This is a genomic window from Blastopirellula retiformator (assembly GCF_007859755.1).
Lineage (GTDB): Bacteria > Planctomycetota > Planctomycetia > Pirellulales > Pirellulaceae > Blastopirellula > Blastopirellula retiformator.
In genome coordinates this window covers 580,564-594,896 of sequence record NZ_SJPF01000001.1, presented here as the reverse complement: position 1 = coordinate 594,896, position 14,333 = coordinate 580,564, and the positions used below count along the sequence as shown (strand labels likewise).

At 60.2% G+C, this 14,333-nt stretch carries 10 protein-coding genes; 3 read left to right on the top strand and 7 right to left on the bottom strand.

What is annotated here, in order from left to right; translation table 11 throughout:
* Positions 1–24: 24 nt before the first annotated feature.
* A complete protein-coding gene (larC, locus tag Enr8_RS02475) occupies positions 25–1,197 on the bottom strand; it encodes a nickel pincer cofactor biosynthesis protein LarC (RefSeq protein WP_146429034.1) in 1,173 nt (390 codons plus the stop codon).
* Between the two features lie 79 nt (positions 1,198–1,276).
* On the bottom strand, positions 1,277–3,610 hold the full coding sequence (locus tag Enr8_RS02470) for an efflux RND transporter permease subunit (protein ID WP_146429033.1): 2,334 nt from the start codon (positions 3,608–3,610) through the stop codon (positions 1,277–1,279).
* On the opposite strand from Enr8_RS02470, the gene Enr8_RS02465 reads away from it, so the two are divergent.
* The 3 genes from Enr8_RS02465 (at position 3,609) to Enr8_RS02455 (ending at position 8,603) form a co-directional block, all read left to right on the top strand.
* Entirely contained in the window at positions 3,609–4,925 is a 1,317-nt protein-coding gene (locus tag Enr8_RS02465) for a hypothetical protein (protein ID WP_146429032.1), read from the top strand. The genes Enr8_RS02470 and Enr8_RS02465 overlap by 2 nt on opposite strands.
* A 234-nt stretch (positions 4,926–5,159) precedes the next feature.
* The gene (locus tag Enr8_RS02460; RefSeq protein WP_146429031.1) at positions 5,160–8,183 is read left to right on the top strand and encodes an LPS-assembly protein LptD; all 3,024 of its coding nucleotides are present in this window, start codon (positions 5,160–5,162) and stop codon (positions 8,181–8,183) included.
* Positions 8,184–8,222: 39 nt separating this feature from the next.
* Complete coding sequence (locus tag Enr8_RS02455; protein WP_146429030.1) at positions 8,223–8,603, top strand: diacylglycerol kinase; 381 nt, start codon at positions 8,223–8,225, stop codon at positions 8,601–8,603.
* An 8-nt stretch (positions 8,604–8,611) separates the two neighbouring features.
* Here the strand turns inward: Enr8_RS02455 and Enr8_RS02450 are convergent, their stop codons facing one another.
* From Enr8_RS02450 to Enr8_RS02430, 5 genes are all read right to left on the bottom strand, one after another.
* The gene (locus Enr8_RS02450; protein ID WP_186767394.1) at positions 8,612–9,583 is read right to left on the bottom strand and encodes a nitrilase family protein; all 972 of its coding nucleotides are present in this window, start codon (positions 9,581–9,583) and stop codon (positions 8,612–8,614) included.
* The gene (locus tag Enr8_RS02445) at positions 9,584–11,458 is read right to left on the bottom strand and encodes a TrkH family potassium uptake protein (protein WP_246119918.1); all 1,875 of its coding nucleotides are present in this window, start codon (positions 11,456–11,458) and stop codon (positions 9,584–9,586) included.
* A 34-nt stretch (positions 11,459–11,492) separates the two neighbouring features.
* Complete coding sequence (gene trkA, locus Enr8_RS02440; protein WP_146429029.1) at positions 11,493–12,839, bottom strand: Trk system potassium transporter TrkA; 1,347 nt, start codon at positions 12,837–12,839, stop codon at positions 11,493–11,495.
* Positions 12,840–12,842: 3 nt separating this feature from the next.
* Positions 12,843–13,238: a (2Fe-2S) ferredoxin domain-containing protein gene (locus Enr8_RS02435; protein ID WP_146429028.1), complete on the bottom strand. Its 396-nt coding sequence runs from the start codon at positions 13,236–13,238 to the stop codon at positions 12,843–12,845.
* 144 nt (positions 13,239–13,382) lie between these two features.
* Complete coding sequence (locus Enr8_RS02430; RefSeq protein ID WP_146429027.1) at positions 13,383–14,264, bottom strand: alpha/beta hydrolase; 882 nt, start codon at positions 14,262–14,264, stop codon at positions 13,383–13,385.
* Between the last annotated feature and the right edge of the window lie 69 nt (positions 14,265–14,333).

The following is a 14,333-nucleotide window of genomic DNA, read 5'->3' as shown; positions in this document are numbered from 1 at the left end:
TCTTACGTCGTTTCGCCCTGCGGCTCAAAGCGAATTTGGGTCGAATGCGGCCTGGGCGGCGTCATAAATTTTCCGCAGCGGCTTGTCTTGCTGGGTCGCCACGACGCGGCAGGCTTCATATTCGGGCGAAAAACTGGCCGGGCCCCCTTCAATCCAGGCCAATTTGCCGGCGATGGGGCCAAACGGCGTTTCGACCGTGTGCTCGCGGCGAACCAGCTTGTGACGGCTGACCGGAAACCGCCGGACCCCCAAAGTCCCGGTCTCGCGGAACAAAATCCGCTCCATCTTCGCCAGGTCGGCGGCGTCGCACAGTACGGTCAGCTGCACGCCAGGGCGATTCTTTTTCATCTGGATCGACGTGCTATAGACGTCGAGCGCCCCTTTCTCAAGCAGCAAGTTCGACGCATGCCCGATCACCTCGCCCGAGATATCGTCCAGGTTGGTTTCGACCACCCAGACCTGATCGCTATCGAGCGGATCCGCCGTTTCGCCCAGCATCAGGCGGACGATGTTGGCCTGCGATTTCAGCTCCTTCGTCCCGGCGCCATAGCCGATCCGGTCGATCTGCATCGCCGGCAGCGGACCAAACTGATCAACCACCGTGGCGACGATCGCGGCCCCGGTCGGCGTGGTCAGCTCGCAGGGAACGTCGGAAGCGGCGAGCGGAATCCCCTTCAAGATCTCGGCGGTCGCCGGGGCCGGAACGCTGCAGCGGCCATGGGCGATCTCGATATAACCGGTCCCGGTCGGCACCGGCGAACAGACGATTCGGTCGACTCCCAGATAGTCCCAGCCGATCGCGGCGCCGACGATATCGGCGATCGAGTCGACAGCGCCAACTTCGTGGAAGTGGACCTTCTGCAGGGTCGACCCATGCACCTTCGCTTCCGCCTCGCCCACCTTCAGGAAGATCCGCTTGGCCAGTTCTTTTTGGGCGGCGGTCAACTGGCCGGCGTCGATCATCGCATCGATGTGATGCAGATGGCGGTGCGCATGTTCCGGCTCATGGTCGACGCACAGATGCAGGGCGCGAAAGCCATGCCGTTTCACTTCTTCGACGACCAGGCTGACGCCGGGCAAGCCGAGCGAGGTGATGCCATCTTGCAGTAGCTCAAGAGGCACGCCGGCGTCAATCATGGCGGCCAGGGTCATGTCGCCGGCAATACCGCTGGGACAGTCGAGGTAGGCGATTTTCATATCAATACGCAGCTTCAGATGGAGAAAACTGGGGAAGTCTTCAGAATAGAGAGAGCGTCACGCGACGGCAACGGGCCTTCTACGCCGGCGCGGGTTCGCTTGGCGCCTCTTTGTCTCGCGTCGTCCACCGCAACAAGAGCGGCAATAGGATCAGATTGCCGAACAGGCCGCCGAGCATCGTCAGACTGACCAACACCCCAAAGTAGACGGTCGGAATGAAGTTGCTGAAGAAAAGGACGCTAAAGCCCAGGATCAGCGCAATCGTGGCGAAGATCAACGCTCGGCCAACGCTTTGCTGCACTTCGGCGATCGACTTGGTCACGCTCAGCCCCTTCGCCATCGCTCGCTGAAAGCCGATGATGTAGTGCAGGCTGGAGTCGACCGAAAGGCCAAGCGACACGGCGGCGATCATGGCGGCGCCCATATTGATCTTTACGCCCAACAGTCCAATGCAACCGGTCACCACTAGCACCGGCAACACGTTGGGGACCAGGGCAATCAACGCGTAACGCACGTCTCGCAGCGCGACCAGCATCATCAACGTGATCCCGCCAATCGCCAATAGGAAAGCCCGCCACTGATCGGCGATCAAGCTGTCGATCAAGTACGTAAGCAGCACGAAGAAGCCGGTCACTTGCGGCTCTTGCTCAGGCGCATCGGCCAGTTCAAACTCACTGGCGATGCGCTCTACCTTTTCGATCAGCGCTTTCTTCTCGGCCGCGTCGCGACGTTCGTGCGACAGCAGCATCACGCGAAACCAATACTTGCCCGGCTGCTCCGGATCCTCGGCATGCAGCGCATTCAAGATGCCAGGCATGTCTTTTTGAAATTTGGACATCCCCATGTTGATCGCGGTGTTGCGGAGAAGTACGAATGAAAGCGATTCGAGATCACGGGGTGAACCGGCCATGATCGCATCAGCCAAGCTCAACGTTTGCGTCAGCTCCGGCGCTTCTGCCTTCAGTTTTTTCTCGAGCTGATTGACGCGTTGAATATAGGGCCAATCGAGCCTCTCCGGGGCTGGCAGCATAATATCCCAGACTCCGGCGCCGCCCAGGTTTTCTTCGATATAGTCATAGGCGACGACGATCGGGGCGCCTTCGCGAAAATTCTTGGTAAAGTCGCTTTCGACTTCCAAGCGGGTCGAACCGACAATCGCAGCGCCCAGCATCACCGCCGCCAGCAGAACAATCCACACCGGGTGACGTTCGACCCAGCGGACCGTCATGTCGAGCCCGCCGTCGAGCCCCGCTTCGCCCCAAATCCGTCCGGCGTCGCTGCCGAAGGCGCCAATCAAAATGACGCCGGGGACCAACAGACTGACGCTGACGATCACCATCAACGCACCAACCGCCATCATCACGCCAAAGTCATGCACCGGGCCGACATTGGTCACCATCAGGGCGCCAAAGCCGACGGCGTCGGTCGCACAGGCCCAGAAGATCGGCGCGGCGAGCAGTTTGCCGGTCGCGATCAAGGCTGGCTCCGGCTCGAAACCTTGAGCGCGAAACTCCCGAAAGCGAATCAGTACATGGGTCACCGTCGCGACGCCAATCACCGTCACAATCGCCGTCAACATCGAACTGACCATGCTCAGTTGAAACCCGGCCACCGCCAGACTCGCCTGAGTGAGCCACAGCGTCAACTGCACCACGGCGATCGCCGCGATCACCCATCGCACGCTGCGGAACGCGATCAGAATGACCAGACCCAGTAGCAGCGACGTCGCCCAACCGAGCCGGGCGCCATCTTCTTCGACGTAGCGAAACCCATCGACCACCATCACTGGCTCGCCGGTGATCATGCCGCCGGGCTGCTGTGAGACGATTGCCCGAATCTTGTCGATGATCTCGGTCCGCGACACCGTGGTTTCCGTCTCGGGAACGAGAATGCAGACCAGGGCTGCGATGGTTCCTTCTTCGTTGTGCGTCAGGCGGGCGAAGGTGTCGCGCAACTTGTATGCCCGGTTGTTGTCGGGATTGACGATCTCTTTGCCAATGGGGCGGTCGATCGACAGCACGTCGCCGACCCCCTCCAGGGCCATGACCTGCTCACGCATCGCGATCAGCCGATCCATGCCGACCTCGGACTCGTCGAACAGTTCTGGATCGGGATAGGCGGCCAAGACGACTTCGTTGCCGCCAAAAATCTCTTTCAGCCGCAGATAGGGGGCCAGCAGCGGATCGCCAGGGGCGAACATGTTGTCGATCGAGCGATCAAAATGAAGCGACTGCCCGATGACCAACGAGACGCCAAGCAGACAGATCCCCAGAATCAGCGTCACAACGCGAAATCGGACCAGCAGTTCAATCGAACGGTCAAGCACAGGCATTTCCGGGATAATAGGAAGCGTTTCGCCATTGTAAACGTGCGGCGGCGTCGCTTGCGAGGTGCGATGGTACAATAGCTCCATGAAAAATGAGCTCACCCCAGCCTATCGCTTGTTTGCCGACCGCCGGTTTTACCTGGTGCTGCTGGCCGCATTGCTGGTGCGCGGTGCGGTTGGCTACGTCTCGCTTTCGCGCCTGGCCGACGATCCCGACAGCTACCGCCTGCTGGCGATCAACCTGATCGAGAAGCATTCTTACACGCTCGAGGATCCCGCTGAGCCGACCGCCTATCGACCGGCGCTCTACCCATTATTGCTTGCGATCGCCTCCCCTTCGGGGCAGGTCAAGCCTGCTGAGGTCGCCGCGCTCCACCTGATCATGGGCGTACTGACGGTCGGCATCGTCTATGCCTGGGCGGCCCTGATGGGCTATTGGCGCTGGGCCCCGCTGGCGGCGCTGCTGACGGCGATCGACCCGGTGCTGCTGAATCAGGCGATGTTCGTCATGACCGAGACCTTAGGGACATTGCTCGCCGCGGCGGCGCTATTGGCCCTGACTTCCCTCAGCATCACGCTGATTGCCGACGCCGAACAGTACAAGAAGAATATGACCGTTCAGGCCATCAACGTCGCCGGTGCGATGATGCTGGCCGTTTATTCGCGGCCGACCTTCCTGGTTTGGCTGGCCCTATGCACGGCGGCCCTTCCCTGCTTCTACTATCGCCAGTATCGCGGTTTGGCCGCGGCGGCCGTCATTTCAATGATCAGCGCGTTTTTGCTGGCGCCATGGGTGGCCCGCAATTACATGATCTTTGACAACCACATCGTGCTGGGGACGACGCATGGCGGATATACCCTGCTGTGGGGCAACAATCCCGAGTTCTACCAGTTTCTCCAGCAAGGCGAAGAGCCGGTGTGGGACAGCGATGAGTTGCATGCCCGCTTCAACCGTCAGCATCCCAAGCAACCAACCTCGATCAACGAATGGCAGCGCGACCGGGCCGCCTACGCCGAAGCGAAAGAGACGATTGGCCAGCGGCCGGCGATGTTCGCATGGTCGACGCTGATTCGCGTCGGTCGCTATTGGCGTCTGGCCCCGCATGCTCTCTCCAGCGAAGAGTCGCTATCGCGCCGCTTGGCGCGGTATGGCGTCGGCGGGTTTTACTTGGCTCAGTTCGCCCTGGCGGCGGTTGGCGCGGTGGCGCTGGGCCGAAAACTTTGGTCGCCGCCCTGGCTCTGGGGGGTGCTGCTAGCACTTAGTTTTACGCTGGTGCACGCCTTCTTTTGGAGCAATATCCGGATGCGGGCGCCGGTTGTGCCAGTGATCTGCTTGCTGGCGACAGCAGGCGCTGCGCGGCTGGTTTCTCGGAAAAAAGAAGCGGAAACGGCCAAAAGCTAGCTCGACTTTCGCGGGTTCGTCGCAAAGCTCTATCGCATCGCGGCTTAGCCGAAATTGCTCGTCGCGAAACTGCCTTGCTTCGGTTGCGGTCGGTTCCTATAATCCGCCCCGCAATTTCCCTGGCTCGACCTGCGCGGATTCGTGCGACGAGGGCCATCCCTAGAAGGCAAGGAAGCCAGTACGCTGTCCCCCCCGACGCGTCACGTTCTGAAAAACTCGCTGGTACGTTACGTCTTGGCGACGATCTTCGTTTGTTGCTGCGGCGCAAACGTCGCCGACCTTGCGCGCTTGTCGGCGGCCGAAATCGCCTTCCCCGAACCGAGTCAGGCCTACCCGATTACCGTCTCCGCCGATTCGGCGCAGGTGTCGCAGCAAGGCACCCTGGAAGTTTGGATCCTGTCAGGCAATTGTCGGATCCAACAGGGCGAGTCCTCCACTGTTTCCCGCGACGCGGTGTTGTGGATCGACTACTCGCAGCCGTTCCGCATGGCGCCCCACAAGGTGAAGGTCTATCTCGAAGGCGCCGTCGAAGTCAAATATGGCCTCGACATCATGGACGGCACGTTCAAAGGCCCGTCGTGGCTGGGCGAACTGTCGACCAACAAAGAGATCAACCTGCCGCAGCCCAATCAGAATAATCGCAACGCCGTGACGCCGGCCGTCTATCAGCGCGGCCTGGCGATCCAGCGCGAAGGTGGCGACGCCGCCAAGGTCGGCATGCCGCAGCCGATCATGCAGATCCAATACCAAGAGCCTGGCGTCGCTGCGATGCCGGCCAACGCGGTCCCGACCCCGCGACCGCAACGGGTCACGATCAACAACCGCTATGCGACCGGCTTCCAGTTTCGCGGCACCGAGACCGACCCAGTCAGCGGCGAGTCGATCATGATGTTCGACTCCGGCGTCAACGTCATGATCGAAGGGATCGACACCATCGGTTCGGTTAATATTCTGGCTGATCGCGTCGTGTTGTGGTCGAAGAAAGGGGTCAGCGCGCTGGCCCAGTCGAATCAGGCGAACGACGCCGGCGATATTGAACTGTACCTGGAAGGGAGCATCGTCTTCCGCCAGGGCGAACAGGTCGTTTACGCCGATCGGATGTACTACAACGCCGGAACCGAAACCGGCATCGTGCTTGGCGCCGAACTACTGACCCCGGCGCCTGGCTACGAAGGCCTGGTTCGTTTGAAAGCGGATGTGCTGCAGCGGATCGATCCTAGTCGCTACCAGGCGTTCGGAGCGTCAATCACCACCAGCCGTTTGGGCGTGCCCAACTATTGGCTGCAGTCGAACGAGATTGAGTTCATTGACGAGCAGCGGGAAGTAATCAACCCGATCACCGGCGAAGTGCAGTACGATCCGTACACCGCGGCGCCGATTATCGATCACGACAAACGAGCCACCGCCCGCAACAACTTCGTCTACATGGGGGGCGTGCCGGTCTTCTACTGGCCAACCTTGTCGGCCAATATTGAGAACCCAACGTTCTATCTGAACAATATCAAGGTTCGCAACGACAACAACTTTGGTTTCCAGGTTCTGACCGAGTGGGACAACTACGAGTTGCTCGGCATCAAGAATCCCTGGGAAGGGACCGAGTGGAACACCTCGCTCGACTTCCTTAGCGAACGAGGTTTTGGCGTCGGCACGCGTTTCGATTTCAACGGAACCTACTTCCCCTTCATGCGCACGCCAGCGACCGGCTTTTTGGACGCCTGGGGAATTCATGACAGCGGTACCGACAACCTGGGCGCCGATCGTCGCGTGATCGAGCCGCAGGCCAATCCGCGTGGCCGAGTGATCGGCCGCCATCGCCAGACATTCCGGGGAGACCTGCGATTCTTTGGCGAACTCGGCTACATCAGCGACAGCAACTTCCTGGAGTCTTACTTCGAGCGCGAGTGGGACACCGACAAAGACGCCACGACCGGCTTCCGCTTGGAGAAGCTGTACGAAAATCAAAGCTTCACGATGAGCGGGGCGTCGCGGGTCAACGACTTCTTTATGATGACCGAAAAGATCCCGCAGCTGGATCATACGATCATCGGCGAGTCGCTGCTGTTTGATCGCTTGACCTGGAACGCCCATTCGTCGATCGGCTACCTCCACCTGAATCCGGCCGATCCGCCGACCGATCCGGTCGACCTGGCGAAGTTCTCGCTCTTCCCGTACGAAACCAACTCCGAAGGGATTCGCGCCTTCACCACGCAATCGCTGGAAATGCCGCTCGATATCGGCCCGACCAAGGTGACGCCGTACGCACTGGGCCAGGTTGGCTATTGGCACGAAGACGTCAACGACAATGACGTGATGCGGGGTTACGGACAACTTGGCGTCCGGGGCTCGCTGATGATGTGGACCGCCAATCGCGCTGTGCAAAGCCAACTCTGGAATTTGAACGGCCTGGCTCACAAGGTGACGCTGTACGGCGACGCCTTCTACGCCGACTCAAGCCAGGACATCGAGCGATTCCCGCTATACGACAACCTGGACGACGACGCCCAAGAGCAGTTTGCCCGCCGGTTTAAGGTCAACACGTTCGGCTTGCCGACGAATGTGCCGTTGCCGGCGACCGTGGACGAACGGTTCTATGCGATTCGCTATGGGTTACAGAACTCGGTGACGTCGCCGTCGGCCGAAATCGCGGACGACCTACAGGTCGCCCGGCTCGAGTTGCGTCAGGTATGGCAAACCAAGCGTGGCGCCCCCGGCGGCGAACGGATCATCGACTGGATCAAGTTTGACGTCGGCGCGTCGGTCTTCCCCGACGCCGACCGCGACAACTTTGGCGAAACGATCGGTCTGGTCAATTACGACTTCAACTGGGAAATCGGCGACCGCTTGTCGATCGTCTCCGACGGCGACTGGGACTTCTTCGACAACGGCCTGCAGATGGTCAACGTCGGCGCCCAAATGAGCCGCCCGCAAGTCGGCACGTTGTACCTTGGTTACACCATGATTCGCTCCCCCGTCTTGGCGAACATCTTGAACGCTTCGTTCCAGTATCGCATGACCGACAAGTGGATCGCAGGCCTCGGCACCTCATACGACTTCGAGAGCGCCGGCAACCTGGGCCAGAACGTCTACCTGACGCGGATTGGCGAGTCAAGCCTCTTCACCTTCAATGTGAACGTCGACCCCAGCCGCGCCGTCACTGGCATCGGCATCACGTTTGAGCCGCGATTCTTCGCTACGGGTCGCTACAGCCGAATCGCCGGCGAGCCAATCCCGCCGGTCGGCGCTTTCGGGCTAGAATAGCGGTAAACCAGAACGCCGCCCGCTTGGAGATCGCCGCCGATGACTTCCCCCCCGTACCAACCTGCGCCGCGCACCTGGGTCGCCAAATTTCGCGACGCCTTTCGCGGCATCTATGTCGGCGTACGGGCACAGTCGAGCTTCGTCGTTCACCTGATCGTCGCCGCGGCGGTGGTCGGACTCGCCGCTTATCTGCAGGTCGACGTCATCCGCTGGTCGCTGCTGCTGCTGTGCATCGCGCTCGTCCTGGCGGCCGAACTGTTCAACTCGGCGATCGAATGGCTCGCCAAGGCGATTGATCATGCTGAGAACGAGTACCTTCGCAACGCCTTGGATGTCGCCAGCGGAGCAGTCTTGGTAACGTCGCTTGGCGCCGCGATCGTCGGCGGGTTGATCTTTGTTGAGCGACTGACGGCGGTGTAGCGTTCGCGTTACGAACGGGTCGACTTGGTCGAGAAGCGGGCTTCCCGCGGATCAAGCTCCTCGCCCGACTTGGCGGTCAGCGGCCCGTACAGCTCAGGACGCCGCCCCCGGATCCAGCGGCGGCCGGTACAGTTCTCGAGCAACTCCAGATCAATGTCGGCGACGACCATCGCATCTTCGGGCTCCAGTTGCTCGGCCACAATTCGCCCATAGCAATCGAGAATCATCGCATTGCCGGTCCGCACCTCATCGTCATCCAGGCCCACGCCGTTGCTGAACAGGATGAACATCCCGTTGTCGTGCGCCCGGGCCGGCAGCCATCGCAGCAGCCAACCACGTCCTTTGTCGCCATTGGTTTCGGCCGCCAGCGCCGCCGGATTTTGACAGCGATCATGCCACAGCTGCGGATCGATTCGTCCCATCGCATGCGGACTGCGAGATGCGGTTCCGCCGGTCTGATGCGGCGCGAGCAAGATTTCGGCGCCTTGGAGCGCTGTGATCCTGGCATTCTCGACTAGGTTATTATCCCAACAAATCAGCACGCCCAGTTTGACGCCCCAACGAGTATCAAACGTCGTGTACTGATCGCCGCTGCTCATGTACGGGCTAATGAAGCAGTGCAGCTTGCGATGTCGCTGAACCGTACCGTCGGGCAGCGCGACGACGTAGGTGTTGAACAGCCGCCCGTCATCGGCCTGCTCGATCAACCCGGCGCCAATGATCATTTGCAAGCGGCTGGCCAGCTCGAGCAACTTTTGCGTCGAACTGCCCGCGGGAACCGCTTCGGCCAGCGCGGCGACGCCGTCGCGATCGAGGTTGCGAACGTGCCAATAACCGGTGACGCACATCTCAGGAAAGGCGATCAGCTCCACGCCGGACTCGGCGGCGCACGCGCACCAGCTTTCGACCTTCGCCAGGTTCGCCCGCTTGTCGCCCGGCAAGTGTTGAAACTGAACGGTCGCAGCGCGAATCATCGCCATCTACCGAGAACGCCAGAAGCTAGGAATGAAGAGAACCGCAACCGCAAAGATCTCGAGCCGCCCCAACATCATCAGCCAAACGAACAGCATCTTGGTCCACCAGGTGAAGTTCGCGTAGTTTTGCGTTGCGCCGATGACGCCCAAACCAGGACCGATGTTGTTGAGCGTCGCCGCGACGCTGGTTGCGCTGTCGATCAGCTTGTGCTCGATGTGAACTTCCGACACTCCCCAGGTAGCGTCGGGCTCAAGCGTGATAATCGCCATCCAGCTGAACACGAACAGCACCAGGATCAGGCCGAAGTAGACCAGGATGTTCTGCTGCAGATCAGGATCATCGACCGGCTTGCCGCCCAACCGCAACGGGCGAATGACGGTCGGATGGTACGCCTTTTCGATCTGCAGATAAAGGATCTTGTGGAACAGGATATGGCGAATCACTTTCAATCCGCCGCCGGTGCTGCCGGCACAACCGCCGACAAACATCAGCAAGAAGAGAATGCCGCGGCCAAAGCTATTCCACTGGTCAAAGTCATGCGTACCGAAGCCGGTCGTCGTCATAATCGAAACCACCTGAAACAATCCGCAGCGCAGCGCGTCGGAAGCTTCGCTCCAGACCGATTGATCGGCGTGACTTTTGAAGTCGCCATAGCTCATGCCGAACGCGATCACCAAGGCGGTCGCGCCCCCTAACACCGCCATGTAGGTTCGCCACTCGACATCCTTCCACAGCGCGATCAGGCGCCGCTTTACCACTAAAAAGTAAAGCAGCATGAAGTTCATGCCGGCCAAGACCATGAACACGATAACGACGTACTCAATCCAAAAACCGGTATAGGGGTCGGCTTTGTAAAAGTGCCCCAGACTGTCGTTGAAGGTGCTGAAACCGCCGGTCGCCATCGTGCCGAACGCATGACACAGGGCGTCGAAGAACGTCATCCCCAACAGCCACAAAATGACCGTCAACACGGCGTTGAGCGCAAGATAGATCGCGGTGAAATACCACGCCGTCTGCTGCATTCGCGAGTGGGCCCCTTCTTTGGACGGTCCCGGCATTTCGTTGTGCATCAGCGCCTTTCCGGCAGATCCCTGCCCCAGCACCACGACGAACAACACAATAATGCCCAAACCGCCCAGCAAGTGCGTACTACTCCTCCAGAACAAAATGCAGTGCGGCACCAAGACCGGATCTTCCAGGTTGGCGATCACCGTCGCGCCGGTCGTACTAAACCCTGACTGCGATTCGAACAGCGCGTCAGCGATGTTCATCTTGATCGGGCGAATCCGATAGTGGTAGTAACGATCACCTGGCGCCGGCTCTTCTTCGGGTGCGATCAATGCGTCGGTCCACTCAGGTTTCTCCTTGAGTTCGTCAAACGCTTCAATCAGTTTGTCCCCTTCGTCCGCCGAGGTGAGCTGTTCGGGCGAAACCCCCACCGCTTGGGCGTCGACCAAGATCTTGACCAGCCGATACTGCAGCTTGGTGATTGGCTCGACGTTTTCGTTGAAGACTTGCGGCGGATGGTCGGGGCTGTCGAACAGCCGTACCGACAAGCTGCGTGACGCTCCGCTTAGTACGAACGGCAAACCGCCCAGCACCGTCGCCAAGACCCAGCTGAGCCCGACGACCGCCATCGCTTCTTTACGAAACAACTCTCCTTTTGCCGACCGGGCGTAGTACGAAAGCCCCGCCCAGCAGACGAAGCAAACGCCGATCGAGACGACCAGCGCCTGAAAACCGGCCGTTTCAAAGCCGATCGCCGCTTCCGACGTGCGATGCCCCAGCGCAGGAAACGCCCAGGGGAGACTGAACGTCATCGTGATGCCGATCAACAGGCTGACGATCGACAGAAATTTGCAAACCAGGCGAAAATTCATCGGCGCTTATCGTCTTGAGCCGCGGCTTGAAGGGTTAGCGACCATTGGCGTGAAACAACTCGAGCATCGCATCGACTGCGCCGTCTTCCACCAGCGCAACGACCGTATCGCCCGGGCTAAGCCGATCGTCGGCCGTCGGCACGCGAACGTAATCAGACGACATGACCGCCGCGATCAAGCATTGGGGCGGCAACTTCAGGTTGGCCAGCACATGCTCGGTCGCCTCGGCCCCGGCCAAGACTTCGATTTCGACGATCGCGATGCTGCCGCCCGGGATCTGCTTGCGGGTCACGATCGGACCGTTGTTCAAGAAGCCGAGCACCTGCCGGGCCATCACGTTGCGGGGGCTGATCGCCAGGTTGATTCCCAGCTTGTTGACCACGTTGGCGTAGTCAGGTCGCTGGACGATCGCCATCAGTTGCGGAGTCCCCAACTCGCCCGCTTCAACGCAGGCCATGATGTTGTTCTCGTCGTCGCCGGTGCATGCGACAAAGACGTCGCAGGAGCTAACCCGCTCTTCTTCCAGCACGACGCGGCGAGTCGCATCGGCGAAGATCACGGTCGTGTGCTCCAGCAGTCGCGATAGGTACTCGCAACGCTCTTTGTCGGTTTCCATCAGCGAAACGTGAAAGCGATGCCCTTCCAACATGCGGGCTAGGTGCAAGCCGGTCTCGCCGCCGCCGGCGATCACCACCGAGCGCCGCACGTCGGGCTTCGCCTGAAACTTGCTCTTCGCTTCGTCGATGTTCTCGCGACTGCCGATAACGGTGATCCGGTCTCCGGCGGCGATGGCGTCGTTGGCGCCCGCGATCCACATCTTGCCGTCGCGCTGAATGGTGCCGATCCGCGAACCGCGAGGCAACTCCAGCGATTTCAGCGGATGTCCCATCGAGCGAGTCGCTTCGGTGCAGACGATTTCCTGCACTTCGAGCGCGCCGCGGGCGAAGTTCTCCATGACCGCACTGCCCGGAGTACGAATGCCGCGCAAGAATTCGATCGCCGAGAGATGCTCGAGGCTCAATAGGCGGTCGATCTTGAAATGTTCCTGATAGTCGAACGTACTCAAGTCGCGGAAGACGCGGCCATACACGCGGGCCACCGTTCGTCGGGCGCCCATCGCTTTGGCCATGCTGGCCGCGACGATGTTCACTTCGTCGTCGCCGGTCACCGAAAGGCAGAGGTCGCAGCCCAGAATGTCGGCCTGAAACAGCACTGCCGATTCCGATGCCGAGCCGCAGAGGGCTCGCACGTCCAGCTCGTTGTTCAAACGACGAACGGTTTCCGGGTCACGATCGACTACCGTCACGCTGTGACGATTGCGGCACATCAAGTCGGCGATCCAGGAACCAATCGTTCCGGCGCCCAATACTACGATTCTCATCGTCTACTCACTTGCTCCTTCCGCGCCATCGCAACCATCGCACTTGGAACGCTGGAAGGGAACTTTGCCTTTCGTATTGAGCGCCTCTTCCGGAATTTGCATGTCGGTCAGCACTCGACCGTGCACCACCGTCTCTTCGACGATTCGCGGCACATCTTGGGGCGTCACCCCGCCATACCAAATCGCTTGCGGATAAATCACAATCACCGGTCCGCATTCACATTGGTCCAGGCAACCGGCGCTATTGGCCCGCACTTCCCCCTTGATGCCGTGGCGTTTCAGCTCTTTCTTAAGGGCGGATCGCAACTCGCCGTCGCCGGTCAGATCGCACGAGCCGCGGGGATGGCCGGGGGCGCGACGATTTTCGCAAATGAAAATGTGGTGCGTATATGCTGGCACGCAGGATCTCGCACTAGGGGTGAAGCGTCAAACCGTAAACAACCAATCGTAAGCGGTTTGCGGTTCGATTCCAGCCGGCAACCGTCACCCTCGCAATAAATAATGGGGACGGCTCGCCGCGAAGCTGCACTTCAGGGGGACGGCTTACAGGAAGCCTTGGTCCCGCAAAAACTGCGTCATTTGCTTGGTCGTATCTTGATAGGCGCTGTTATCGCCGCGGCCTTGGTTGAAAAAGCCGTGTCCCGCCTCTTTGTAGCCAACTAGCTTACACAAACATCCCAGATCCGCCATTTTCTCCTCGAAAAGTTCTACGGTCTGATACGGGACGGTAGTATCAGCTTTCCCATGAAAAATAATCGTCGGCGGCATCTTCTTGTGAAGATGATGATACGGGGAAAGTTTTTCCGGATCGGTCCCCATTCGGCGGGAAAGCCCGCTGAGCCGCTTTTGCACCCCGGGGGGGAGCTTGTCGACCGGAGCCAGCACCACGGCCGGGTTGAACAAGACCAGGGCGTTGGGTCGGCTGCTTACCTGGGCGTCTTCCGCAGGTTCGTCGTAGGCGTCCAGCGCCGCGGTGCAAGCCGCCAAGTGCCCGCCGGCCGAACCACCGCCGGCAGCCAGCTTGTTGGAATCAATGCCCAGGCGGTCGGAATTTGCCCGCGCCCAACGTACGGCGCTCTTCGCGTCGGCGACGCACGAGTCTGGTTTTACCTGGTGAGTCGAGGCGACCCGATATTCGGCAGCCATCGCCACCATCCCCTGCTTGGCGAGCAACTCGCAATGGGGGAAGAACTGCTTGGGCGAACCGTGAGTCCAACCGCCGCCAAAAAAGAAAACGATCGCCGGGCTGTTCGACTTCGCGGTGTGATCGGCCGGCTCGTAGATGTGCATTTTCAGCGAGACATCCCCCACCTGCTTATAGACTTCGGTCCGATGCTTGACGTCGCCGGGGGTCGCGTCTGCGGCAGTTGCGGTCGACAGCAACGCAGTGCAGAGCAGCAGCGCCGGAAGAAACATTCGTGGCATGAGATTCTCTTTGGCTAGGCGAAGAAGAGTGGGGCGGGATGGTCGTCGCTATTTTAGCCTGGGGGAAAG